The following is a 23,628-nucleotide window of genomic DNA, read 5'->3' on the forward strand; positions in this document are numbered from 1 at the left end:
TACAATCATATTAATGTGGCCTTTGGTAGATATTCTTCTTCTAGTCTTCTGTTCGATTATAGGAATGTTTCTGAATGTACTCTTAAGCATAGTCCTATACTCTATAGTAGTTTTGCCGATAAATTTGATTGGTGAAAGTATCTCCTTAGGATATCAGATCAATCACCTATTTTCCCGAAGAGATCGGAATGAACTATCAAAAACTTTGTTAGCGGCGCTAATCAACCTGATTATCATCATTTATGTTATTAGTGAAATATCCAAAGATTATTTAGCGGATCTGTTAATGTGATTCAAAGAGGAAGTGAAAACTTGATCGAGGATGGATAGATGGCTGAACAAACAATAATTTGGACTGTAACGACCCTTATAAAGATCTACAGAATATTGTGGATTACATTTCTCAAGACTCAATGTATTATGAAGGGCATTTCGATGATGTAATGGATGCTGCACAAACACTTAATGAATTCCCGCACCGAGGACGTGTGGTTCCAGAAATTATATACCCAACAAACGCCCTAACCGAAGATAAGAGCTATCTAAGGTTAGGGCATTTTAAATTATCCGCGAAAACACCCTATAACTATCCTTTATTATCCGGATAAATAATATTTTTTATCCATTTTTGCAGGGATGCACTATGATATAATTAACTGCAAAAAAATTATGTGTTTATATTACTTCCTGGCTTGTTGCAGCGACTAAGCAGGAGCGCCTGCTTCCTTCTGCAAATCTTAGGTTATAAGGACTGATAAAATGAGCAACGGACAAACGAAAACAGACGTTATCTTGATCGGTGCCGGAATCATGAGTGCGACCTTGGGGTCACTGCTGAAAGAATTAGCGCCAAACTGGGAAATTACGGTTTTCGAGCGGCGCGCCATAGCGGGGGAGGAAAGCTCCAACGAATGGAACAATGCGGGAACGGGGCATTCTTCCTTGTGCGAGCTGAACTATACCGTCGAGAAACCGGACGGGTCTATGGATATTAGCAAAGCGATCAAAGTGAATGAAGAGTTTCAGGTTTCCAAACAGTTTTGGTCTTATCTCGTAAACAGTAAGCTGATTCGCAATCCGAAAGATTTTATCGTGCCGGTGCCTCATATGAGTTTTGTGCAAGGGGAAAAAGACGTAACCTTTTTGAGAAAACGTTATGAAGCGCTTTCAAATCATCCGCTGTTCCAAGGGATGGAGTTTTCCGACGATCCGGGCCAACTGCGGGAATGGATTCCGCTGATGATGAAAAACCGGACGTCCAATCAACCTATTGCGGCTACAAGAAGCGAAGCCGGAACGGATGTCAATTTCGGTGCCTTAACACGCGTATTGTTTGAACATTTAAAGCATAAAAACGTCGGTATCCAGTTCAACCGCCATGTGGAAGATATTAAACGTGCCGCTGACGGCTCGTGGGAATTGAAAGTACGGAACGTCGAAAGCGGTGCCGTGGAACGCCATACGGCGAAATTCGTCTTCATCGGCGGCGGGGGAGGAAGCCTTCATCTGCTGCAAAAGTCAGGTATTCCCGAAGGAAAAGGAATTGGAGGATTTCCGGTCAGCGGTCTGTTTATGGTATGTCAGAACCCGGAAATTGTCGCGCAGCATCATGCCAAAGTATACGGCCAAGCTCCGGTTGGCGCTCCGCCGATGTCCGTGCCGCATCTTGACACCCGATTTATCGATAACAAAGAGTCGCTGCTGTTCGGACCGTTTGCCGGCTTCACGCCTAAGTTTTTGAAATTCGGTTCCATGTTGGATTTGATCACTTCCGTCAAACCGCATAATCTCGTAACGATGCTGGCGGCGGGCGCAAAAAACGCTTCTTTGACCACATACCTGATCAAGCAGGTGATGTTATCAAAAGAAAAGCGTATGGAAGCTTTGCGGGAATTTGTTCCGAACGCGAAAAGCGAGGATTGGGATTTGCTGGTGGCCGGTCAGCGCGTGCAAATTATTAAAGATACGGCTGCTGGAGGCAGGGGCACGCTGCAATTCGGTACGGAAGTGATCAGTGCCGCCGACGGCTCCATTGCCGCATTGCTCGGCGCATCTCCGGGTGCTTCTACCGCCGTTTCCGTCATGCTCGAGGTCATCCAAAAATGCTTCCCGGAACATATCCATGCATGGGAGCCGAAGATTAAAGCCATGATTCCTTCTTATGGTGCGTCTCTATCGAATAATCCGGAGCTTATTCGCGAGCTTCATGTTTCGGCGGCCCGGACGCTGGGGCTAACAGAAACTTTACCGTTGGAGGCAGTGCGCTAGACAACCATTGCCGCTAACGAATAGCGAATGAATAACCGTTTCTTTTGTAACCCTTTACACGCATGGCAAAAAGGTGTTGGATGAAAATCCGGCACCTTTTGTTGTATAATTTATCCATCTATGTATTCAAGAAATTTTGTAAGCGCTTTTATTATACGACGTAAGTTGAACTGATTGCTTCAACGGCTAATCCATGATGGGAAGAGGGGAAAAATGAAACGAATTCCGATGATGCTTCAACTGGGACTGATCCTGTTTTGCGTCATGACAGTTCCCGCGACAATCCTGACCTGGTATAGCGGCACGCAGATTATGGGCAATTCGGAAGACGCCATCGCGGAATCTTCATTGGCGGGATTAAACGCCAACCGCAAGCTGAACGAAAACGCGCTGAACAACCTTGCTCAAGATACGGTGCGCCTGGCTGCCACCAACATCTTCGACCGCATTCGCGGCTTTGAAACCTTTGCCGAGCTCAACGAAAATTACAACAATGTGAGCGGCGCATTATCGGTGCTCAAGGAACTGGTGAATTTGAATCACCGGGTAAACGGTGTCTATTCCTCCTATTTTTATCTAGACGGTGCGGATTATGTGGTTTCAACCGACAAAGGCATTACGGCGCTGGACCGATATGAGCCGATCGGGTGGATGGAGGAAGCCCTTGCCGGACGCCGGGGAATCAGCGGCGTATGGTATCCGCGCCGGATGGCCACCGGGGAAACTGTGGTATCGTATGTACTGCCGCTAAACCGTCTTTCGACCACGACGCGCGGCACCATCGTCGTTAATTTGCGGGAAAAGCAAATCGGGGAGTATTTGCGTTCATCGGAGCCGGGCGAACATGGCTACCTGCTCATGAAATCGGACGGCACCATTATCTCGCACAACGACAAAACCTTGCTGCTCAGCGACGGCACGAAGCAGCCGTTTATGCAAGAGGTTTTGGAAAGCGAGGCGAAGGAGGGGTACGCGTACCATGAGCTCGAAAACGAGCGGCTATTGTACACGTGGTCGCGCTCAAATCTGCTGGGCTGGTGGAATGTCAATATTTTTTCGCTGGACGAATTGATGGCCAAAACCCGCATTTTGCAGCGCAGCATCCTTTTGCTGACCGCGGTCCTTATTTTTATCGGGTCGATACTGACCGTTTTTCTTGCGACATGGCTGTCCAAGCCGCTGCGCGAGCTGGTGCGGACCGTGCGGGCACGCGGCAATCTGGGAGTGGCGGACAAAAATGAGCTTGCCTTCCTTGGCGCGGCATTCCGGCGGATGCAGGAGGAGGAGGAAGAGCTCTACAAGCTGCTGCAGGAACGCGAACAGGATACCCGCAGCCTGGCGATCCATCAATTATTGCGAGGCGAGGTTGCGAAACCGGTCGCGGAAATGTTCCCGGAGCCATATTTTCGGGTTGCCGTCGTCTCCATAGACCGTTACAGGCGGTATGTCAACAAAACGAATCCAGAGACGCGCAGCTATCACCGGTATCTGCTCATCTCGCAATGTGACAGCTTATTTCCGGCGGGGGTTCATGCGCGCTGCGTCTATCAAGGGGAAGGCTGTTTCGCCATCGTGATCAATTACGGGCAGGAGGAACTTGAACGCGGCTTAAGGGGAATCAAGGAAGCGTTCTCAGCGATTCGAAGCAAAGCGGCGGAACTGTTCGGCCATTCCGTAACGATCGGCGTCAGCAGCCGGGCGGAGACGAGCGCCATGATCCAGGACCGCGTGGTGGAAGCGATGGAAGTGATTAAACACCGCATGCTCGAAGGCAGCGGCGGAATCACTTTCTGGAAGCAGGAGGCCGAACAAGGCAAAAGCTATATTTACCCCACGAACAGCGAAAGACGTATTCTCAACTTTTTGGATGGCGGCAATCTCGACAGCATTATGAAGGAGCTCGAGCTCATCCGGGGCGAGATTCAATCCGCTCAATATATCTCCTACGACAACATCATGTTCATCTACAATCAATTGATCGGCGTCACCCTAAAACATCTCAGGGAAAATAATATCAGCACCGCGCGTATTTTTGCGGGCCGGGGGAACATTTATTCCGCGATCGCTTCCATCGACACCCTTGACGAGCTTGAAGAATACCTGCGCGAGTTCTTCGGCGAAATTATTCAATACCTTGCGCGGAACCCGGGCGAAACGGGGCATGGGGAGCGGATCATCCACTACCTGGAAGCCCATTTTTGCGAGGAAATCGTGTTTGAGGAGATGGCGAAGGAGATCGGTATCAGTTATTCCTATATGCGGAAGATCGTGTACGAGCTAACGGGGAAAAGTCTGATCGACTACATCAATCTGCTGCGGATCGAAAAAGCGAAGGGGCTGCTGCTGGAAACGAAGCTGAACATGAAGCAGATTGCAGAAGAGGTCGGGTACTACAATGTGCAAAGCTTCAACCGGTTTTTTCGCAAATACGAGGGCATGACTCCAAGCAGCTACAAGGCTTCCAAGTGCCGTACAATCAAAAATGATAAGGAAAATCAAAATTCATGATTTACCGATCCGAAGCCGGGAGCGTATGATGAGACACAAACTCGCCATTGCCAATCGGCTGCTTTGGACACTTGCTTGTTTGGACAGCAATGGACCTGAGGAAGGGCATACTTCGGGGAGGTGAAACAGTGAAACTTGAAAGCGCTTCAAATCATGAAACCGCTTTAGCGAACCGAAAAGCGGTCAACCGGGGATTCGCTTATTATCTCCGGCGGGACATCCAGCTCTATTTGCTGCTGCTGATCCCCATGGCGTTTGTGCTGGTGTTTAAATACGCGCCGATGTCCGGGCTCGTGCTTGCCTTTAAGGATTACAAAATCGCCAGGGGGTTCTGGGGCAGCGAGTGGGTTGGTTTCGAGGTGTTTGCCGACATTTTCGCAAAACATGATTTTGGCCGCGCCGTCCGCAATACGCTGCTGCTCAACACGCTTGACCTGCTGTTTAGCTTCACGATGCCCATCGCGCTTGCGCTGCTGCTGAATGAGATCAAAAGCATCAAGTTCAAGCGGGTTAACCAGACGCTCCTGTATCTGCCGCATTTCCTGTCCTGGATTATTATCGGCGCGATCGCGTACCAATTGCTCAGCGAAAGCAACGGGGTGGTCAACCATGTCATCGAAATGATGGGCGGCACGCGCATCCCGTTCCTCCAAGAGGACACCCACTGGCTGATCAGTTATTTGGCCATCGGCGTCTGGCAAAGCATGGGATGGGGGACGATCATCTACCTGGCTGCCATGAGCGGCATCAACCCGGAGCTGTACGAGGCGGCGACCGTGGACGGCGCTGGGCGGTGGCGGAAGGTATGGAATATTACGCTGCCTTCAATCCGCCCGACCATTGTTACACTCTTGATCATGAACCTGGGCAGGGTCATGGAGGGCTCGTTCGAGCGCATTTTTGCCTTGCAGAACAAGGCCACTACGGAATTTACAACAACCATCCCTGTATTGGTTTACAGATGGGGGATCGAAAGCGGCAACTTCAGCCGCGCGACCGCGCTTGGGTTGTTCCAGTCCGTGATCGGGCTTACGCTTGTGCTGCTGGCCGATCGAATAGCCAAAAAACTCGGCGAAGACGGCCTGCTGTAGGCGCTTAGGCAGAAAGGAGGCGAAATATGAAAGCAGCCACAAACACACTGGCGGCGCACCGCAAACGGCGGTTTGACATTTGGGATGTGCTGATCCATCTCGCGCTGGTCATGGCCTCGCTGGCCTGCCTGCTGCCGTTTGTTCACGTCGTGGCCAAATCTTTAAGCGATGATGCCTTTGTGATTGCGAACAAAGTGTTTCTCTGGCCGCAAGGGTTTACCCTGGAAGCGTATGGGAAAATTTTTGCCGATGCCAGCATCCTGCGATCTTTGTACGTATCGGTGGTGGTAACGGTCGTGTTCACCATCCTGGGCATGCTGATCACGATCTGCGCGGCCTACCCGCTCTCCCGGAAGCAGCTGAAGGGCCGCACGGCGTTGACATTTATCTTTATGTTTACCCTGTACTTTGGCGGCGGCATCATTCCCGAATACATGCTGGTCAGCAATCTCGGCATGCTTGATACGTGGTGGGCGCTGATCCTGCCGCAGGCTTTCAGCGCGTTCAATTTTCTGATTATGAAGACGGCGATTACCAGCAGCATTCCGGTCAGCCTGGAGGAATCGGCGAGAATCGATGGCGCCGGGCACTTCCGAATTTTGTGGAGCATCGTTCTTCCGCTTTCCAAGCCGATCATCGCGACGTTGTCGCTCTTTTACGCCGTCGGACGTTGGAATGCTTATCAAGACGCGCTGTTTTACATCAAGCAACAGGTTGATTTACGGCCGCTCCAGCTTAAATTGTATTACCTGGTCATCCAGGCGAGCGAAAGCTTTCAGCTGGAGGCCACGCAAGTATCGCTGAGCAACCCCGAGGTGCTTAAAGCATCATGCGTCGTATTCGCGACCTTGCCGATCCTTTGCATATATCCTTTTATCCAGAAATATTTTGTGCAAGGGGTGATGCTTGGAGCCGTCAAGGAATAACCGCGTCTTGCTATGGAAGGTTCAAACTATATTTCACGGGGGGAAATAAGCTATGGGCAAAAAGAAAATCATTTCTTTGAGTTTGGCTTTATTGGTCATCGTGGGGTTGTTGTCGGGCTGCATGAGCGGCAGCGATAAAAAGGCAAACGGCAACTCATCCGAGCAGGCTCCATCCGCGAATAATACGGCCGAGGGCGAATATGCGGATTACTCCGCCGGTTTTCCCGAAAACGTAACCCTGGAAATTCCGGTCTATGAACGGGCGTTCGAGGGCTGGAACGTAACCGACAATTACTACACGCGCTGGATGCAAAAAGAGTTCGGCGACAAATATAACGTCACCCTGAAGTACGTGCCGATCACCCGCAGCAACGAGGTCACGGATTATGAGCAGCTGCTGGCCTCGCATAAAGCTCCGGACATCATTTTCCATTACGACATGCCTCAGGCGCTGGCTTACTATGGCGAGGGCGTTATGCAGGAACTGGACCTGAACGAAATTGCCCATTATGCCCCTACCTATTGGGGAAATATGGGCGAAACCATTAAACAGTATGGTACTGTGGACGACAAAAATGTGTTCTTCTTCGGCGAGCGTCCGAGCTTGGACAGCTTTACAACTTTGATCCGCAAGGACTGGGTTGAGAAGGTCGGGATGAAAATGGAGGACTTGACCTCGCTTGAGAAATATAACGAGATGCTTGCCAAGTGGAAGGAAGCGGGACTAGGCGCCGGCGGCGAATTCTTGAAAAAGAACAACTTCACCTACAATTATGTCTTCCGCGACTGGCCGGCCGACGAGAAATACCGCGCGCTTTATTCGGATCTCGGCGTCGCGGATCTGACCACCGCCGACACCGAACGTTACCTGCGCAATCTGAACTATCAATACAACAACGGCTTGATCGACAAGGAATTTTATTTGCGCGACGACGACAACAAGATCAAGGCCGAGTTTGTTGCGGGCAAGACCGGCACGTATGCCTTCTACCTCTCGAACAATACCGACGTCATCACCGCGACTCTGAAGAACAATCCGCAAGCGGAATTCGCCGTTCTGGATACCCAGGCCGGCACGCCGGAGGGACGTAAGCCCCAGGGGCGCGCCTACTGGCCGTTCGGCATGATTATGGGCATTAACTATGAATCCACCGAAATAGAACGGGCCGCGATCTGGATGTACCTGGAATGGATGAGCCAGCCGGAAAATCTGTTCTTCTTGCAGAACGGCGTCGAAGGCCAAAACTATACGCTTGATGCCGATGGCATTGCCGTGAAAAGCGCGGATTTTAAAGGTGAATCGGTTCTTTCCCAAAATAACAACAAAGACTACTGGTGCCTTGTCATCGAAACCGTCAAATACGATAATCCGGAAAAGATGCGCGTGGCTTACCTCCGCAGCATGGCGCCTCCGGGCTACGAATCTTTGGCCGAAAATTCCTTGGCCTACTACGACAAGTATGCGGAATACCGTACACCGGATGCCTTGTTCAGCGTCGTGCTCGAAAAAGTGAACGAATACAAGGCCGATCTCAATTCGCTTTTCCAAGAGCTGTACGTGAAGATTGCCATCGCGCCCGAAGCTGAGTTCGATGCCACGTACGAGGCGGCCAAGAAAACCTATCTTGATGCCGGGTATCAAGAAATTCTCGACGAAAAGCAGGCGGCGATCGAGGCCGGCAATTACAAATAAGGGCTGTACTTAAAACATTTAGCGGGAGATGGACACGATGAAATTGAATGCGGACCCGTCCGAGCTGAAGCAAATCATCGGACGCGTAGTGGACTACACCTTCGGTATGGATTTGACTTGGGATTGGCCGTGCGGCGTCGCCTATTACGGGATCAGCCGGGCGTTTGAAGCGACCGGGGAGCAGGCCTATCTTGAGCGGATGGCCGAGTGGTGCGATGAGTACATCGAGGCCGGGCTTCCGGGATGGACGGTAAATACATGCGCGATGGGCCACATGCTGCTCACATTGTATGAACAAACGGAGGACCGGAAATATCTCGACCTTATTTTAAGCAAGGTGGATTATCTGCAGAACAAAGCGCTGCGCTTTGGGGACCGGGTGCTTCAGCATACGGTGTCGGCGAATAACGATTTTCCCGAACAGTGCTGGGCGGACACCTTGTTTATGGCGGCGTATTTCATGCTGCGTGCCGGCGTGAAGCTGGGAGAGAAGTCCCTGATCGATGATGCGCTGCACCAATTTTATTGGCATATTAATTATTTGCAGGACGCGGACACCGGCCTGTGGTACCACGGCTACAACCACATCAGCCAGGATCATATGTCCGGCATCTTCTGGGGGCGCGCCAACGCTTGGGCGGCTTATACGATGTCCCGGGTGGGAAAAGTGCTGCCGGAAGCTTATTTGTATCCTCCTTTTATGCATATCGGAAGTTCTTTACGTGACCAGCTTGCGGCCATCAAAACACTGCAGCGGGAGGACGGTCTTTGGGGCACCGTGCTTGACTATCCGGCATCGTACGGCGAGGTATCGGCGACAGCGGGCATCGCGGCGGCGATGGTGATGCAAGGCAATCCGCTGCATGCCAAATATGTGCAGCGGGCACTGGACGGTGTGCTAATCAGTATTGCCGGTAATGGGCGGGTACTGAACGTTTCGGGCGGCACCGCGGTCATGAAGGACATTGAAGGTTATCTTGGCGTGGATAAGAAATGGGCCCAAGGCTGGGGCCAGGGGCTGGCGTTGGCCTTGCTTGCGGCAGTGATTGAAAATAACAAGAGCGATAAGTAAGATGTAACCGTTTACCGTCAGAAAAAGAATAAGGCCCTTCCGGCTTCCTATCGGAAGCGGAAGGGCTGAAATTTAGCTTTCCCGTCCTGTTCGATTACTTTTTCAAATTTACCGTAATCACGTTATCCTGAACCGCCGTTACGTTGCCTTCCCCGGAAGGAAGGACTTGTTCGACGGAATCCAATCCGGAAGGGATGAGCACGGGGGTAACCACTGGAAGTTCCGCCTGCCGGATCACATTCAGGTCAAACTCGATGAGAAGCTGCCCTTTGGCAACTTTGTCCCCCGTGTTCACGTGGGTCGTAAACCCGGTTCCTTTCAATCCTACTGTATTGATGCCGATATGGATCAACAGTTGTACGCCGCTCTCATGTTCAAGAATAACCGCATGCTTGCTCTTATCCATCACATGGGCAACGGTTCCGTCAAAAGGAGCGAAGGCTTTACCCTCCGACGGTTCGATGGCGATGCCTTCTCCCATGTGCTTCTCCGCAAATGCCGGGTCTGGGACCTGCGTGATGGATACGGCCTTGCCCGTGATGGGGGAGGGGATCTCCAGCTTCTCAAGAGCAAGGGCTGGCTTGGCGGCCGGCACTTCCGCTGCGGCCTGAGACGCTGCGGACCCGCTTTCTTCTTTGACCGCTTCATTTTTGTAACCAAAAATCCATGTTAATGCGAAGGCGACGGCCATCGCCGCAACATTAGACAAAATATACAATGGAAGCTGACTGTTCAGGTACAGAAGTGTGCCCGGGATGACCGTAATCGACATGCCCGTTCCGGCCAAATGGAAAAACGAAGCCAGGAAACCGCCGACCGCTCCGCCGATCAGCCCCATAACAAACGGCTTCATGTATCTTAAATTGACGCCAAAAATGGCCGGCTCGGTAATGCCCAGGAAAGCCGACAGCGAGGACGGCAGGGCAAGCGCTTTGAGCTTCATGTTTTTCGTCTTCAAGCCTACAGCCAGACAGGCTGCTCCTTGGGCGGCCATGGCCGTGGTGATAATGGCGTTAAAAGGATTGCTGCCGCTCTGTTCGAGAAGCTGGATTTCCAGGAAGTTGAAAATATGATGAACGCCCGAAACCACAATAATTTGGTGCAGGAAACCTATAACAAGACCGGCGATGCCATACGGCAGGTCGAGCACGGTTACCGTTCCATGAAGCACCCACTCCTCCAAGGAATGGAAGACCGGACCGATCACGAACAGCCCCAGCGAAATCATAATCAATAAGGTAATAAACGGGGTTAAAATCAAATCCAACGCTTCCGGAATACGTTTGCGCAAAAACTTCTCCAGTTTGGCTCCAATCAAGCCCACAAAAAACGCCGGCAATACGGATCCCTGATAACCTACAATCGGAATAAAGCCAAACATAACCAGCGGGTGAGCGGAACCGTCCGCAACGCTGTAGGCGTTGGGGAGCGCCGGATTAACCAGCATGAGACCCAGCACAATCCCGAGCACCGGGCTTCCGCCGAAAACTTTGAACGCGGACCAGGCCACCAAGGCAGGAAGGAAGGCAAAGGCCGTGTCCGTCAGAACTTGGGTAAATAACAGGAAGTTAGGCGATATATCTTCGGGAGTCGCCCCAAACCAGGCAAGAATCAGCTCCTGGGTCAGCAAACCGCGCAGGCCCATGAAAAGCCCGGTTGCCACCAGCACGGGAATAATGGGCACAAATACGTCGCCGAAGGTGCGGATAGCGCGCTGGAATAGATTGCCCTGTTTTGTTCCTTGGCTTTTCAGACTCTCTTTCGAGGTGCTTTCAATGCCAAGCTTTTCGACTTCCTCAAATATTCGATTGACCGTTCCTGTCCCGAAAATAATTTGATATTGCCCCGAGTTGAAAAATGCGCCTTTGACTTTATTGATATTTTCGACTTGCTGTTGATTGATTTTATCCTTATCCAGCACCATGATCCGCAAACGTGTCGCGCAGTGGGCGATAGAGGCGATGTTTTCTTTGCCTCCGACAGCCTGGATCACTTCTTTAGCAATTTGCTGATTTTCCGACATGGCTTTCGTCCCCTTTTTCCATTGATGTTATATCCCATTTGAGGACACGGAACTCCGCGCTCCCGCCGTAAGAAAACAATCGTATTTCCGTACTCCCGGGATCCGGGAAGATCCGGCTGGTAAACACTTCCTCACCATCATTAACAAAAACTTCAACCGAGGACACGTCCACAAAGAGATGGAATTTGAGCTTGCCAGCGGCCATACGGCAGCGGCGAATATTTCCGTTGATCTCGCCCAGGACCTGACCGGATAGGGAGCGGTCGAGGATGAGTTTGTTTGAGGCTCCGTCGTATTTTAGAACCGTTTTCTCCTCGCCGCCGGCGCGAAACTCAAGTCCAACCTCTGCGGCATCCCCATTTGCAATTTCACAGATCAGCTCGTAGGAGATGCCTTCGAAACCGTTCAGCCGTTTTGTCTCGTTGTTTAGAGTAATTTCGGCGCTGTGCATCGCTTTTCTAAGCTTGGCGAGCTCCGGTACCGGCTGCTGGATCAGCTTTCCGTCCCGCAGCGTTAATTGACGGGGAAGCGTCAAGCAGCCCGACCAGCCGCTTTCATCCGTCGGGTAATCCACGTCCGGCAGCCCCATCCAGCCAACCAGGAGACGCCGCCCATCCGGAGCTAGCATCGTTTGTGCCGCGTAAAAATCAAACCCCCGATCCAATTCCTCAAATGGGCCATGATTGAATTCCAGGGTTAACGGATTAAGCGGCTTTCCGATCACATAACCCGTCTGGTAGATGTTGTTGAATCTGTCCTCATCGGCTTCCAGGCCTTGGGGGCAAAACAGCAAAACTCCCGAATCATCCAATTCAAAATAGTCCGGGCATTCCCACATGTAACCGAAACGAGGCAGCCGGGTTTTGATCTCTCCTGTAAACTCCCATTGGAGAAGATCCTTGGAACGGTATAAGACGGCGCTGCCTGTACGGTCCGTTCTTTGGGCACCGATCACGCAGCAGTAATCGTCTCCCGATTTCCAAACCTTCGGATCCCTGAAATGATCCGTATACCCGGGAGGAACCGAGGAAATCACCGGCTGTCCGAGCTTATTGATAAAACCGCTTTCATTCATATAGGCCAAGCATTGAAAGGGGTGTCTGTTCCACGCTTCATCCCGCGTATTTCCCGTATACAGCAAATACAACCGGCCGTCCTTTTCAATGGCGCTGCCCGAATAGGCGCCGTGCGAATCGTAAGGGCCTCCGGGCTCAAGACCGATTCCCATGCTGTCCCAAGTGGCCAGATCGGCGGACTTGGTATGGTACCAATACTTCATGCCATGATCGGTCCCTAGAGGGAACCATTGATAGAACAAATGATATTCGCCTTGATAGTATGAAAAGCCGTTCGGATCGTTGAGCAACCCTGTCGGGGGTTGAATGTGGTAATTTTGCCGCCAGACGCTGCGGTTGACTTTATCCTGGAGTTCCGCCAATTCACCGGGTTTCGCCTGTGTAATCAGCCGGTATTTTTCTTCTTTCGTCATTTTCATTGCTGTACTCCATTCTGAGTTGTGATCGATCACATCGGAACCGGTTCCACTTCGGCGAAAAAAATATACCGGAACCGGTTCCGGTTAAAACTAAAATTTATCCGGTCCACCCTTATTAAGATGGAACCGGTTCCTGTGAGACTATAATAACGGATGGGATGATAAGTTGTCAACGCTTTCCCGTTGGATTAGTTCAACGTCCATCATGGTCAGCTTGTCGACCGGTTTCTCAAGCACCAGTTGGATGATGTTGTCGGCCGCTCTTTTTCCCGCCTCATAATAATGGTATTTGACCGTCGTCAGGGCAGGATGGATGATTTCCGTGATATCGTACCCTCCAAAGCCGGTAACCGACAATTCCTCGGGGATGCGAATCCCCTTTAAATGGGCCGCTTTAATCACGCCAAGCGCGATATTGTCGGTGGCGCACACGATGATGGAAGGCCGCGTGTCCTCGAGCAGCCGGGAAGCCGCGACCACGGCATCGGACATTTTAAAGCTTGTCTCCAGGTAGCTTGCCTCACAGTGTGGACAGGCGGCCAATGCTTCCCTGAAGCCTTCTTTTCTGCGTATACCGACAGCCTCATCTTTTTCGGTAACCCCCAGATAGACAATCTTCCGGTGTCCTTTGCTTAATACATGCCGCCCCATCAGCCGTCCGGCCTGTTGGTCGTCGTGAATCAGACTGTGAATTTGCTCATTTTTTTGTCCCACCAGAATCACGGGGATGTCGATTTTCTTGATCGCCGTTAAGTGGGCTTCCGTGACTTGGGCGGCCAACAGGATAATGCCCGAAATTTTTTGCCGGGCAAAATCATAGATCGCTTCAATTTCCCGTTCCATATTCTGACTCGTATTCGAAATCAGCATTTGATAGTGATTGCTCCGAAGTTCTTCATCGATTCCGATCAAGGTTTGCGAGGTGGCGAAGGAATCGAGGCGGGGAACCACGGTGCCGATAAAGTTGGTTTTCTTTGCTTTCAGACTTTGGGCAAAAGTGTTGGGGACATAATTTTGCTCTTTAATGATATGCTCAATTTTCCGCCGCGTCTTCTCGCTGACCGGTCCGCCGTTTAAATAACGGGAAACCGTACTTTTGGCCACGCCTGCCATACGGGCGATATCAGAAATCGTTTTTATCATAAATAACTCCTCTGCGAACAGTTCACCATGTAATCATGATATATAATAGGCTCCTTCACCATTATACTCATTTCTGTTCCATGAGGCTAAGTATTCGCGCAAAGGAGATGGTCCGCATGAGCCACCGGCCTATCCCGGTTCGCGAGCTTCAATTCACCTATGCCGCTCCGGCCGATCTCAGCGCATATGTCTCATTGTTTGGGACCAGCCCCCGGTTTGGCGGGAAAGAGTCGTATTTGCGAATGAGCAGGGAAGTGTTGCTGTTCCCGATTCTGTACTCGGACCCGAGATTGCTCAAGGCCTTTGAACCGATTGCGGAGGAATTAAAAAACAATACTCGATCAGCGAGATCGCCTATTTGCTTCATTATTCGGAACCAAGCGCATTTCATAATGCTTTTAAAAAACGGACAGGGCTCACGCCAGGGCAATACCGTGCGGAAGCGATGAAAGGAATACTTTAAAAAAAATGCTTAACGAAATAAATTATGAATCTGGCTCTGAGGTGGCTGTCTATAGCATTCGTGTCATGGATTCCCTGCGTGCATGCTGCTTTGCATGATTATCCCTTTCGTTCAGGGGGGCATGGGGTGGGGGCTTCACGGTCTTTTCATTTTTCGTGGTGTCTTGCCCCATTCCTCCCGTCAGGTCTGCTTCACTTCTCACAAACCTGTCTAATGATCTCGAACAGATCTGCTTCTCCCAAAAATATCTGCTTCTCCCAAACAGATCTGCTTCTCCTGAATTTATCTTCTTCTCTGCTTCGTGATCAAACGGGATAATCGTGCAAAGCGACCAGACAGCGGATGTTGATCTGCCGACCAACCCACCGGCCTTACCTGTCAAGCACTGATTATTAGGTTGAGTCAAAAATTTTTGGAATTTTTTGTTGTATGGTGCTAGCCGTTGTGCTAAACTTTCAAAACAGGAGATGATCAGATGAATGAGAAACTTTCATTTAAGACGATCAATCATCGCAGGCTTGTGGATGACGTCGTCAATCAACTGCAACACAAAATTTCAACCGGCGATATTCGGCCAGGGGATAAAATACCGACGGAACCGGAGCTGATGCAGCTGTTCGGGGTGGGTCGGTCCACGATCCGGGAAGCGATCCGGGTTCTGGTGCACGCCGGGCTTCTCGAGAAAAAACAAGGGTTCGGCACGTATCTCAAAGTTACTCCGGTCATCCAGGAGCCTTTGGTGCAGCGCCTGCATCGGGCGGAGCTCATGGAGGTATACGAGGCGAGGAAAATGCTGGAGCTGGAAATTTCCCGTCTAGCCGCCCTTCGCCGCGATGAAGAGGATCTGAAAACCATGCGCCAGCATTTGGACGAGCGCAGCTTTTCGTTGCGGCAAAACGACCGGGAGCTCTACGCCAAATCCGATATTGAGTTCCATCTGGCGATCGCGATTGCCAGCAAAAACGGCGTGATCATCGATTTGTTCCGCACTTTTTCCCAGGTGCTGTCCGCTGCCTTGCACAAATTAAACAAAGAATACAGTTCGCATGACCCGCATTCCTACTATCACGAGCAGTTATACGAGGCGATCAAGCAGCAGGACCCGGAGCTGGCCGTAAAGTGGACGCTGCTTAATCTGGAAGGAACCATAGCCGAGCTGTAACATGCGATAAATTTATAAAATAAAACATCTGATGATAAGACGTTATTAATCGGAGGGGAAAGCATCGATTCCCCCAAATGCATAGGAGGAACTGATTATGACTAATCGGATTGAAATCAAAGACGTTTTTTGGAGACGCGAACAAAAAATCATTTTGAAAGACATCAACTGGACGGTCCGCCAAGGGGAGCATTGGGCGATTCTGGGGCTGAACGGTTCGGGAAAAACGACGCTGCTCAATATGATCACCGGGTATCTTTGGCCGACGCAGGGGGAGATTTCCGTACTAGGCCAGCAGTATGGAACGGTCGATTTGCGGGAAATGCGCAAGCGGATCGGCTGGGTAAGCTCGTCTTTCCAGGAACGGATTCACCCGAATGAGAAAGCGCAGCATCTCGTAATTAGCGGGCTGCATGCTTCGATCGGCTTATTCGATAACCCGTCGGAAGAGCATATACAGAAAGCCGTCCAACTGATGGAAACGCTCGGCTGCGGACATCTCATCGACCGCGGGTATCAGACCTGCTCGCAAGGCGAAAAACAAAAGCTCCTGATCGCCAGAGCGCTGATGGCTTCGCCGGAGCTGCTGATTTTGGACGAAGCCTGCAACGGATTGGACATTTTGTCCAGAGAATCCCTGCTGCAAGCCATCGCCAAACTGGCGAAGCAGGAGGATGCGCCCACACTTTTGTATGTGACGCATCATGTGGAGGAAATTTTGCCCGAATTTACCCATACCTTACTGCTTCGCAGGGGCAGCGTATTTGCCGAAGGGAGAACCAACGAAGTCATTACCGGCGAACGGTTGTCCGCGCTATTCGAAACCCCCGTTCAAGTCGACTGGAGAAATCAGCGGGCCTGGCTGTCGCTATTATAGAAGTTTACATTTCGCTCACATTGGCCGATATAGATCATTTTACTAGGAAAGGAGGTGATAACGATGAGTACCGTACACATGCTGGCAGGCATTCTGTACCCGGACTTTATCCACGCCAGATCGCTGGACAGCAAAGACCATTCCTCCCGGCATGATGTCAAAACGCTGCATGGGGGAATACGTTATCTGATCCCGGGGGGCGTTCCGTCGCCAAATTCGTGCGGAAAAACCATGTACAAACCGATGAGCACTGGCTGAGATTGAGTTGGGGGGAGTTTATCATGTAATCCTAAAACTGTTTTTCACAAAATTGCGTCATTGGAACTATTCGCCTCGAATTTTGAATAGGGATCACGGACTTATATGTGATAGGTCCAAGGAATCCTTTCTCCTTCCCAGCGACCTCGTTAATTGATTATACATAAAGCATAGCCTTATACTGATACATCAGCAGGCTATGGAAATCCCTTCCTTCATATGATCCGCCTAAGGAATATAGGGGGTCCAATCTCCTGATTTTTATACATATTAATAGTGGGAATCAACTTTATTTTTGGAGGAAACAAAAATGAGCGAAGAAGAAGTGGTTACGAGCGGCTGGGACGTCATTGAGGCGCAAATGCAGCGGATTTACGGAGATCAGGAGCCGAAGCATTACGGCACGCTGATTAAATATGTGCTGGGAGGTCCGGACCCGCTGGACGGGATCAGCGCTTATATGGCGGATAAGCCCGTTCCACATTGGCATTTTGTCACTTTCGGGTTCTCCGAGCTGTACGGAAAGGAATCCGAGGATGCCGAGTACAGCGGGTATGGCTTTGAGCTGACCTTCCGGCTGACGCGCGCGGAGGATGAGGAAGAGCCGCCCGCCTGGGCGCTGAATTTGCTGCAAAATATGGGGAGATATGTGTTCAGAAGCGGGAATGTGTTCAGTGCTGGCGATTATTTGGATGCCAACGGCCCGATCTGCGTCGGCGACGATACAAAGCTCACCGCCTTGGCATTCACCTGGGACCCGGAGCTGCCGGAGCTCGATACACCAAACGGGAAGGTTGAGTTTCTGCAAATGATCGGCATTACGGGCGATGAGCTGGAGGCGATGCAGACGTGGAATACGCGGGGGATGCTGAAGGCGTGCGAAGGACAGCTGCCTGGCCTTGTCACGGATTTATCGCGCGATTCCGTGCTGGAGGTTCCGGCGATTGCCGAAGCGGTGCAAAACGGGATGGAGCGGGACGGCTCGAGCACTGGCTTTTTATTTGTGGATCAGCTCGCCTGGGAGCCGGGAAAAAACCGCTTGTTCGGCAAAACGCCGGCCACGCTTACGCTTGGAGCCAAACAGGCAGGGGTTGTCGGGAAGCTGATCCGGGGCCGGATCCTCAAGGGCAGGAATCTTACTTTGGTAGGCCAGGGGATCCGGGTCGTGATGAAGCAGGGTGAGCAGGCCGGATTCGAAACCGGGGAGGACGAGATTGTGCTGCAGCTTGACGAGGCGTCCGTCGCTGAGCTCGCCGGGCAAATGCAGCCGAAGGAAGCGACGGTTAAGCTTTCTTCCTTAAAAGGCATGGTGATTCAAATTGCAAAAACGCATATCAAGGATCAGGAAGGTAATGTGGTAACAACGATTGGATAGGAGAGAGAAAACAGGATGAAAAAAAGCGGATTATCTCTCATGAATCTGGTATTTTTTATACCCGCGATTATTCTAAGCGTTCTCGTGTGGAACGACTCGGTCGTGCAGCCGCCCGGATTTGAATATCGTGTCGGAGAGCGGGCGAACCTGGCCCTGGTTCAAGGGATGGCGAGAATCCACAGCTACGGGAACGATGTGCGCCTCGAAGCATCCGGGCAGATTTCCGCGCAGGGCGAGGTCGTCCGTATCGGGGACTTCCCGTGAAAGCCGGGGCGGTTATTCCGGTCGTCCGCTGTAGAGGTGGAACGAACATGACGGAACGAATTCCGTGCAAAACGGAAGGCTGCGGGGCGACTTAACCTATCTTGGCTCCGTAAGAAAGCGAAAACAAAACGGATTGCTCCCTGTCTATTTTTAACCCGGTAACATCAAAGGTTTTAAAATCCACGCCTTCCATTTTGGCTCCCCGGACATCGGCACCCTGCAGTTTTGCTTTGGCAAGCACGGCCATAGTCAGGTCGGAGTCTCTTAAATCGGCTTTTTCCAAGTTGGCTCCGGACAAGTCCGCTTCGTAAAATTTAACCTCACGCAAGTCCTGTTTCACCAGACGGGCATGCCGTAAATTTGTATAGGACCAATCGCCCTGTAAAATCGTAATCCCATCCATATGGCAGCCGGAAAAATCCGAACCTGTCATTTTGCATGTGTCGAATTTGGCAACAAACAGATCGGCGCCATGAAAGTTGCAGTTCACAAAAGCGGATTCTTTATGAATGGAGCCGTTTAAAGACGCCCCGCGAAAATCGCACTCTACAAAACGGCAGTTGCCCGACACAATCTCGTCCAGTGATCCGTTAGAAAATGAGCAGCGGTTAAATGTACAGCCGATCAGTTCGCCGTATTTTAAATCTTGCGTGCCGAAGTTTACTCCTTCATAAGTTTGATTGCTGTACTGAAACATTGAACGCCTCCTGTATTTCGTTAGAGAGTTAACTGGTAGTTTTATTTGTAGGTTCGGCAATGATTGTAGATAATGCGTGTTTGTAAATCATGCTCTGTTTACCGGAGAGCGAGCGAAACAATATGACATATTTATCGAATAATTCAACCGTTCCCTTGATGGGCACTCCATTTTTGGTGATGGCCGTGCATTCCAACTGCTCTTTCCACAGGGAGTACAATTGTTGGTCTTGATCCAATCCCTTGTCTCCGTGATTTTCAAGCATCTATAATCCCTCTCCTTTCTAAAAATAGACACATTTTATGAAAGCGAGCCATTACAATCGTGGAATCACACCTTAAATATAGCATACGGCTGTCAAGTACCTGTATGGTCAGCGCCAAAAGTCAAGGGTTATATTTTCTCAAGCCTATAAACCTCATCTATATCCATATTAAAATATATCAATTTCTTAAATGGTTTAATTCGTATTATAGTGGAACTACAAAAAATTAATTAATCCCTGAATGGATAAAGAAAGGTGGAGAATTAGTTTGAACCGTGAATTAGAGTTGGCGGTCGTTCGCGTTACGGAAATGGCCGCGCTGCAATCGGCGCCATGGATTGGCAGAGGAAATAAGATCAGCGCCGACGATGCGGCAACCACGGCGATGAGAAGCACGCTCGACTCCTTATCCATTAAGGGAACCGTCGTCATTGGTGAAGGCGAAATGGATGAGGCTCCGATGCTGTACATCGGAGAGAAGGTGGGGAACTGGCATGGCGTGGAGGTTGACGTAGCGGTGGATCCGCTGGAAGGCACTTCGCTGGTGGCAAACGGCCTCAGCAACGCTTTGTCGGTTATCGCGATCGCACCGAAAGGCAATCTGCTGCACGCACCCGACATGTATATGGAAAAATTGGCTGTAGGGCCTGCACTGGCAGGGAAGCTTAGTTTGCTTGATCCTGTGGAGGTTACGTTAGCCAAAGCAGCGGAAACGCTGGGGAAGAAAATATCCGATTTAAGTGTGATGGTGCTTGACCGCGAGAGACATCAAACGTTGATTGACACGTTGCGCGAGTGCGGCGTGCGGATTAATTTGTTGCCCGATGGCGATGTCGCCGGCGCGATGGCTCCCGCTTTTCCGGAAACGGGAATTGACCTTTATCTCGGCTCGGGCGGCGCGCCGGAAGGCGTTTTGGCCGCTGCTGCGCTGAAGGCTTTGGGCGGCGAATTCCAAGGCCGGTTAATGCCGGACGGCCAGGTTCAATACGAGCGCTGCATCTCGATGGGACTGGCCGATCCCTATCAAGTTTTGATGATGAAAGATCTGGTGGGAGACGATGATGTCATTTTTGCCGCCACCGGTGTAACGAATGGAGATTTTTTGGGCGGGGTAAGGAGTCTGACGAACCATCGCGCCGAAACGCATTCCATGGTGCTGCGGGCCAAGACCGGAACGATACGGTTTATCCGGACCGTTCACCACCCTGCGAAACATGCCGGGCACGCTGGGGAAGTTTTCGATAGAGCTATGGTGATCTGACGAATTTCCCCTTTATGCATAAACGAGTATGGAAAGTGCATCCTAAAGTACGAGGAGATCGTAACCTAGGAGGTGTTTTTGCGAATGGAACATAAGCCAAACCAACCAGCCAATGCGGAGGAGCAAACAGCGAAAATCAACAAAACCCGGGAAACCGGGGAAAACGATACGGAATTTGCCGAAGATTTCAGCGCCCACGATTACCGCTCCGCTTTTAAAAATCCGAAAACGGGCGAGGAACGTCTGTACTAGCGGATTGAGGGATGAATGATAGGATTGGGTCAGGAGGATTTTAGTCTCCTGGCTTTTTTGTTTATTTTTTTATCGGTTTCGTGATGTATAATCATGGAAGAAGCTTTTGATCGAGAAAGGACGTTTTTGATGAACACTCTCGCGTTAATTGAACCGGCCAAAGCATACCAAAGCCAATACATCGAAATGATCGAGGAATGGCAGAAAACCGGAGAGAAGCTGGTTCCTTTTGTGCTAAGATTTGATTATGAAGATTTCGATTCATTTTTGGAGCGATTAATGATTTTAAGGGACGGCCCGGTAGAAGATGAAAAAACGGTAAACAGTTCAACGTTTTGGCTTGTTGAGGACCATGAGAGAGTGGTTGGCGCGGCGAATATCAGACATAAACTGAACGATTCCCTGCTGAATATCGGCGGGCACATCGGATATGGAATAAGACCTTCGGCCAGAAAAAAGGGCTACGCCACGGAGATTCTCAAACAGGCATTAATCCATGCCAAATCAATGGGAATATCGCGCGCTTTGGTGACTTGCGACAAGGAGAATGTCGGATCGGCAAAAACGATTCAAAAAAACAACGGCATTTTGGTTTCCGAGGCTGTCGTCGGCGGAGTTGAGATACAGCGTTATTGGATCTCTTTAACTTGAGGTGTTTTATGTTAATAAAATGGGTTACCTGCACGGTAGCAAGTGCAAATAAAAAAGCATTCTCACAAGCCCAGTCCCGCTGGAGTTTGCTTTCGCAAGTGCCGGGGGTGATCGGTCAGATCGGCGGATGGGAACGCAAGGGTGATTTACTGGAAGCTCACATTTTCGGATTTTGGGAGTCTGCGGAGTTATACCGGGAGTTCATGGATATTTTCCATGATGAGATATTCCAAAAAACCAGGCAACATGGGACGTATGAAAGCATCAGAGTTCGTAATGAAGAGTTTGCAGGAAATATAAGCAAAGTCGATTTTCATCGTCTTGACCGGGTCGTTATTTCCCAAAATGCATATCAATCATATTTAGTGCAAATGATTTGGCAGGGAAGCGAAGTCGCCGCAGGAGTCTTTAACATGGGCGGGACAGAGGGGCCTGTATTGGCTGTTGCTGTTGAATTAGAACCTCGTTGGAGCGTGGGTAAGATGATGGATAGGGAGGGCATTTGATGAGAAACCTTGAGCTTTTTCCGGTCATTGAAAGGTTGGAAAAGTGCAACATTACATATTCTTTGGGCGGCAGCGCACTTTTGTATTATTTGAAATTGGTTGATGCCATAAATGATTGGGATATCACCGTAGATTGCGCAAAAGAAACCCTTATCGAGGCCATCCAGGACTATGACTGGGTGGAACAAAAAAGCGGAGATTATCCATTTGCCAGCCAGTATCGGATCAAAATAGATTCGCTCAACATTGAATTCATAGGTTACTTTGCTTTACATACGGATCATGGAGTGCTGCAACTGCCGGTAACTCATTTGGGGACGTGGGATGGCATTCCCATCTCGAGCCCTGAAATCTGGTACGTGGCGTATTATTTGATGAATCGAACAACCAAAGCAAATTTGCTGCTAAATTACTTGAAAGAAAACAGGAGCACAGTGAATGCTGCCTTAATACGTGAGTTGATTAATACAAAGATGTTAAATGATGAATTGGAACAAGAATTGGGCTCTCTATGTAATTAACTCAATTTTCGCAGAACCAAAATCGGCTTAACCGCTGGTGCTGTACATGCGGAGTGCGAATAAAATCTTAGCCTTGACAAAACAGCATCGCTGTCTGGTCGGATGGTGGACAAAAGTGTGGCTTGATCGGCTCGGCTCTGACCATTAATTGCAAATCATACAACTAACTTTATATCCATTTGCCCAATCATTCGTTTAATTGCATTTCATACAAGTATTACCTCATCTTTTTGTTTCTTTTTCCAAAAATAGCGGAGTAATTGCAGGTTTTACACTTAATCAAGCGCTGTGGCAGCATTTCCGGATAAGTAACTGTACATTTTGCAACTATTCCTTTCAACAGGTTTTCTATTGACCTATAGCAGGAATATTAAAATCTTTAATTTGAATGAAACACAGCCTTTCATAGGTTTATCGGAGACACGAAAAAAATCTAACGGTTGTAGTAGCAGCTATTTTACGAAAAAAGACCTTTTCTAAATTCTAACGGTTGTGAGCGTCGTTATTTGCCTTAATCTAAGCAAAAATAGCCGGATTTCAGTGAAATAAGCGCCATGGCAACCGTTAGAATTTGAAATCCACGTTTTTGGTACAAATAGTGCTTGTAGCATCCGTTAGAAAATTTGTGTGGCTAGAAATGTATTTTGCCGGACGAAGCGACTAAAAAACTCAACAAAAAGCCACCCCTAACAAATGAGGGCTCATGCCGTGCATCGACTCCTGCTGCTCGACCATGCGGACGATTTCCAGCAATCTGGCTTTAGCTTCGGGATCGTCCCATTTTTCTTCAAAAGCGGGCACGATCCAGGCGGGCCCTTCCACACTATAGATTTGAATATTCATGAAGCCGGCGTCCG

The 23,628-nt window shown here is 50.0% G+C and carries 23 protein-coding genes and 1 pseudogene; 18 read left to right on the plus strand and 6 right to left on the minus strand.

The annotated features are described in order from the left end of the window. Positions 1-759: 759 nt before the first annotated feature. The 6 genes from EHV15_RS21420 (at position 760) to EHV15_RS21445 (ending at position 9,558) form a co-directional block, all read left to right on the plus strand. Positions 760-2,268 (plus strand): malate:quinone oxidoreductase, encoded by a 1,509-nt coding sequence (locus tag EHV15_RS21420; protein WP_128633000.1) that lies wholly within the window; start codon positions 760-762, stop codon positions 2,266-2,268. Between the two features lie 213 nt (positions 2,269-2,481). Next, positions 2,482-4,776, plus strand: coding sequence for an AraC family transcriptional regulator (locus tag EHV15_RS21425; RefSeq protein ID WP_128633001.1), 2,295 nt, complete (start codon positions 2,482-2,484; stop codon positions 4,774-4,776). 128 nt (positions 4,777-4,904) lie between these two features. After that, complete coding sequence (locus EHV15_RS21430) at positions 4,905-5,867, plus strand: ABC transporter permease (RefSeq protein WP_246061725.1); 963 nt, start codon at positions 4,905-4,907, stop codon at positions 5,865-5,867. A 26-nt stretch (positions 5,868-5,893) separates the two neighbouring features. Further along, positions 5,894-6,793: a carbohydrate ABC transporter permease gene (locus EHV15_RS21435; RefSeq protein ID WP_128633003.1), complete on the plus strand. Its 900-nt coding sequence runs from the start codon at positions 5,894-5,896 to the stop codon at positions 6,791-6,793. A 52-nt stretch (positions 6,794-6,845) separates the two neighbouring features. Continuing rightward, the gene (locus EHV15_RS21440; protein ID WP_128633004.1) at positions 6,846-8,486 is read left to right on the plus strand and encodes a type 2 periplasmic-binding domain-containing protein; all 1,641 of its coding nucleotides are present in this window, start codon (positions 6,846-6,848) and stop codon (positions 8,484-8,486) included. Positions 8,487-8,523: 37 nt separating this feature from the next. Next, a complete protein-coding gene (locus tag EHV15_RS21445; protein ID WP_128633005.1) occupies positions 8,524-9,558 on the plus strand; it encodes a glycoside hydrolase family 88/105 protein in 1,035 nt (344 codons plus the stop codon). 94 nt (positions 9,559-9,652) lie between these two features. Here EHV15_RS21445 and EHV15_RS21450 read toward each other — a convergent pair whose 3' ends face one another. The 3 genes from EHV15_RS21450 to EHV15_RS21460 form a co-directional block, all read right to left on the minus strand. After that, positions 9,653-11,581 carry a sucrose-specific PTS transporter subunit IIBC gene (locus EHV15_RS21450; RefSeq protein WP_128633006.1) on the minus strand — a complete coding sequence of 643 codons (1,929 nt, stop codon included), beginning with the start codon at positions 11,579-11,581 and terminating at the stop codon, positions 9,653-9,655. After that, on the minus strand, positions 11,556-13,076 hold the full coding sequence (locus EHV15_RS21455) for a glycoside hydrolase family 32 protein (protein ID WP_128633007.1): 1,521 nt from the start codon (positions 13,074-13,076) through the stop codon (positions 11,556-11,558). The genes EHV15_RS21450 and EHV15_RS21455 overlap by 26 nt, the downstream gene beginning before the upstream one ends. Positions 13,077-13,217: 141 nt before the next feature. After that, entirely contained in the window at positions 13,218-14,219 is a 1,002-nt protein-coding gene (locus EHV15_RS21460; RefSeq protein ID WP_128633008.1) for a LacI family DNA-binding transcriptional regulator, read from the minus strand. Between the two features lie 116 nt (positions 14,220-14,335). Between EHV15_RS21460 and EHV15_RS37515 the strand changes: the two are divergent. The 7 genes and pseudogenes from EHV15_RS37515 to EHV15_RS21490 all read left to right on the plus strand — a co-directional run. Continuing rightward, positions 14,336-14,425: pseudogene (locus EHV15_RS37515) on the plus strand (hypothetical protein); the annotation flags it as partial. A 152-nt stretch (positions 14,426-14,577) separates the two neighbouring features. Next, a complete protein-coding gene (locus EHV15_RS36615; RefSeq protein WP_246061726.1) occupies positions 14,578-14,682 on the plus strand; it encodes an AraC family transcriptional regulator in 105 nt (34 codons plus the stop codon). Positions 14,683-15,157: 475 nt separating this feature from the next. Continuing rightward, a complete protein-coding gene (locus EHV15_RS37940; RefSeq protein WP_128633010.1) occupies positions 15,158-15,844 on the plus strand; it encodes a FadR/GntR family transcriptional regulator in 687 nt (228 codons plus the stop codon). Positions 15,845-15,941: 97 nt separating this feature from the next. Continuing rightward, positions 15,942-16,721, plus strand: a complete 780-nt coding sequence (locus tag EHV15_RS21475) for an ABC transporter ATP-binding protein (RefSeq protein ID WP_128633011.1) — start codon at positions 15,942-15,944, stop codon at positions 16,719-16,721. 63 nt (positions 16,722-16,784) lie between these two features. Beyond that, positions 16,785-16,979 carry a hypothetical protein gene (locus EHV15_RS38395; RefSeq protein WP_425464440.1) on the plus strand — a complete coding sequence of 65 codons (195 nt, stop codon included), beginning with the start codon at positions 16,785-16,787 and terminating at the stop codon, positions 16,977-16,979. Positions 16,980-17,289: 310 nt separating this feature from the next. Further along, positions 17,290-18,354 (plus strand): suppressor of fused domain protein, encoded by a 1,065-nt coding sequence (locus EHV15_RS21485; protein ID WP_128633012.1) that lies wholly within the window; start codon positions 17,290-17,292, stop codon positions 18,352-18,354. Between the two features lie 15 nt (positions 18,355-18,369). Continuing rightward, entirely contained in the window at positions 18,370-18,618 is a 249-nt protein-coding gene (locus tag EHV15_RS21490) for a hypothetical protein (protein WP_128633013.1), read from the plus strand. 91 nt (positions 18,619-18,709) lie between these two features. Here the strand turns inward: EHV15_RS21490 and EHV15_RS21495 are convergent, their stop codons facing one another. Together EHV15_RS21495 and EHV15_RS21500 are read right to left on the minus strand one after the other, a co-directional pair. Beyond that, positions 18,710-19,315, minus strand: a complete 606-nt coding sequence (locus tag EHV15_RS21495) for a pentapeptide repeat-containing protein (protein WP_128633014.1) — start codon at positions 19,313-19,315, stop codon at positions 18,710-18,712. A gap of 28 nt (positions 19,316-19,343) precedes the next feature. Continuing rightward, on the minus strand, positions 19,344-19,580 hold the full coding sequence (locus EHV15_RS21500) for an RNA chaperone Hfq (RefSeq protein WP_128633015.1): 237 nt from the start codon (positions 19,578-19,580) through the stop codon (positions 19,344-19,346). A 268-nt stretch (positions 19,581-19,848) separates the two neighbouring features. Here EHV15_RS21500 and glpX point away from each other — a divergent pair, with 268 nt between their 5' ends. From glpX to EHV15_RS21520, 5 genes are all read left to right on the plus strand, one after another. Further along, positions 19,849-20,841, plus strand: coding sequence for a class II fructose-bisphosphatase (gene glpX / locus EHV15_RS21505; protein ID WP_128633016.1), 993 nt, complete (start codon positions 19,849-19,851; stop codon positions 20,839-20,841). Between the two features lie 84 nt (positions 20,842-20,925). Next, a complete protein-coding gene (locus EHV15_RS36620) occupies positions 20,926-21,093 on the plus strand; it encodes a hypothetical protein (protein WP_178075924.1) in 168 nt (55 codons plus the stop codon). Between the two features lie 129 nt (positions 21,094-21,222). Next, positions 21,223-21,744, plus strand: a complete 522-nt coding sequence (locus EHV15_RS21510; RefSeq protein ID WP_128633017.1) for a GNAT family N-acetyltransferase — start codon at positions 21,223-21,225, stop codon at positions 21,742-21,744. Positions 21,745-21,752: 8 nt separating this feature from the next. Further along, entirely contained in the window at positions 21,753-22,250 is a 498-nt protein-coding gene (locus EHV15_RS21515) for a YdbC family protein (protein ID WP_128633018.1), read from the plus strand. Next, positions 22,250-22,771, plus strand: coding sequence for a hypothetical protein (locus EHV15_RS21520; RefSeq protein ID WP_128633019.1), 522 nt, complete (start codon positions 22,250-22,252; stop codon positions 22,769-22,771). Before EHV15_RS21515 ends, EHV15_RS21520 begins: the two co-directional genes overlap by 1 nt. A 669-nt stretch (positions 22,772-23,440) precedes the next feature. Here the strand turns inward: EHV15_RS21520 and EHV15_RS37530 are convergent. Then, positions 23,441-23,614: a hypothetical protein gene (locus EHV15_RS37530; RefSeq protein WP_246061727.1), complete on the minus strand. Its 174-nt coding sequence runs from the start codon at positions 23,612-23,614 to the stop codon at positions 23,441-23,443. Positions 23,615-23,628: the final 14 nt, after the last annotated feature.

The organism is Paenibacillus oralis (genome assembly GCF_003863965.1).
Taxonomy (GTDB): Bacteria; Bacillota; Bacilli; order Paenibacillales; family Paenibacillaceae; genus Fontibacillus; species Fontibacillus oralis.

What these genes read in the sequence shown, in the direction of transcription:
- EHV15_RS21420 (WP_128633000.1), top strand. Translation starts at nt 760, where the DNA reads ATGAGCAACGGACAAACGAAAACAGACGTTATCTTGATCGGTGCCGGA.
- EHV15_RS21425 (WP_128633001.1), top strand. Translation starts at nt 2,482, where the DNA reads ATGAAACGAATTCCGATGATGCTTCAACTGGGACTGATCCTGTTTTGC.
- EHV15_RS21435 (WP_128633003.1), top strand. Translation starts at nt 5,894, where the DNA reads ATGAAAGCAGCCACAAACACACTGGCGGCGCACCGCAAACGGCGGTTT.
- EHV15_RS21440 (WP_128633004.1), top strand. Translation starts at nt 6,846, where the DNA reads ATGGGCAAAAAGAAAATCATTTCTTTGAGTTTGGCTTTATTGGTCATC.
- EHV15_RS21445 (WP_128633005.1), top strand. Translation starts at nt 8,524, where the DNA reads ATGAAATTGAATGCGGACCCGTCCGAGCTGAAGCAAATCATCGGACGC.
- EHV15_RS21450 (WP_128633006.1), bottom strand. Translation starts at nt 11,581, where the DNA reads ATGTCGGAAAATCAGCAAATTGCTAAAGAAGTGATCCAGGCTGTCGGA.
- EHV15_RS21455 (WP_128633007.1), bottom strand. Translation starts at nt 13,076, where the DNA reads ATGAAAATGACGAAAGAAGAAAAATACCGGCTGATTACACAGGCGAAA.
- EHV15_RS21460 (WP_128633008.1), bottom strand. Translation starts at nt 14,219, where the DNA reads ATGATAAAAACGATTTCTGATATCGCCCGTATGGCAGGCGTGGCCAAA.
- EHV15_RS37940 (WP_128633010.1), top strand. Translation starts at nt 15,158, where the DNA reads ATGAATGAGAAACTTTCATTTAAGACGATCAATCATCGCAGGCTTGTG.
- EHV15_RS21475 (WP_128633011.1), top strand. Translation starts at nt 15,942, where the DNA reads ATGACTAATCGGATTGAAATCAAAGACGTTTTTTGGAGACGCGAACAA.
- EHV15_RS38395 (WP_425464440.1), top strand. Translation starts at nt 16,785, where the DNA reads ATGAGTACCGTACACATGCTGGCAGGCATTCTGTACCCGGACTTTATC.
- EHV15_RS21485 (WP_128633012.1), top strand. Translation starts at nt 17,290, where the DNA reads ATGAGCGAAGAAGAAGTGGTTACGAGCGGCTGGGACGTCATTGAGGCG.
- EHV15_RS21490 (WP_128633013.1), top strand. Translation starts at nt 18,370, where the DNA reads ATGAAAAAAAGCGGATTATCTCTCATGAATCTGGTATTTTTTATACCC.
- EHV15_RS21495 (WP_128633014.1), bottom strand. Translation starts at nt 19,315, where the DNA reads ATGTTTCAGTACAGCAATCAAACTTATGAAGGAGTAAACTTCGGCACG.
- EHV15_RS21500 (WP_128633015.1), bottom strand. Translation starts at nt 19,580, where the DNA reads ATGCTTGAAAATCACGGAGACAAGGGATTGGATCAAGACCAACAATTG.
- EHV15_RS36620 (WP_178075924.1), top strand. Translation starts at nt 20,926, where the DNA reads ATGGAACATAAGCCAAACCAACCAGCCAATGCGGAGGAGCAAACAGCG.
- EHV15_RS21510 (WP_128633017.1), top strand. Translation starts at nt 21,223, where the DNA reads ATGAACACTCTCGCGTTAATTGAACCGGCCAAAGCATACCAAAGCCAA.
- EHV15_RS21515 (WP_128633018.1), top strand. Translation starts at nt 21,753, where the DNA reads ATGTTAATAAAATGGGTTACCTGCACGGTAGCAAGTGCAAATAAAAAA.
- EHV15_RS21520 (WP_128633019.1), top strand. Translation starts at nt 22,250, where the DNA reads ATGAGAAACCTTGAGCTTTTTCCGGTCATTGAAAGGTTGGAAAAGTGC.
- EHV15_RS37530 (WP_246061727.1), bottom strand. Translation starts at nt 23,614, where the DNA reads ATGAATATTCAAATCTATAGTGTGGAAGGGCCCGCCTGGATCGTGCCC.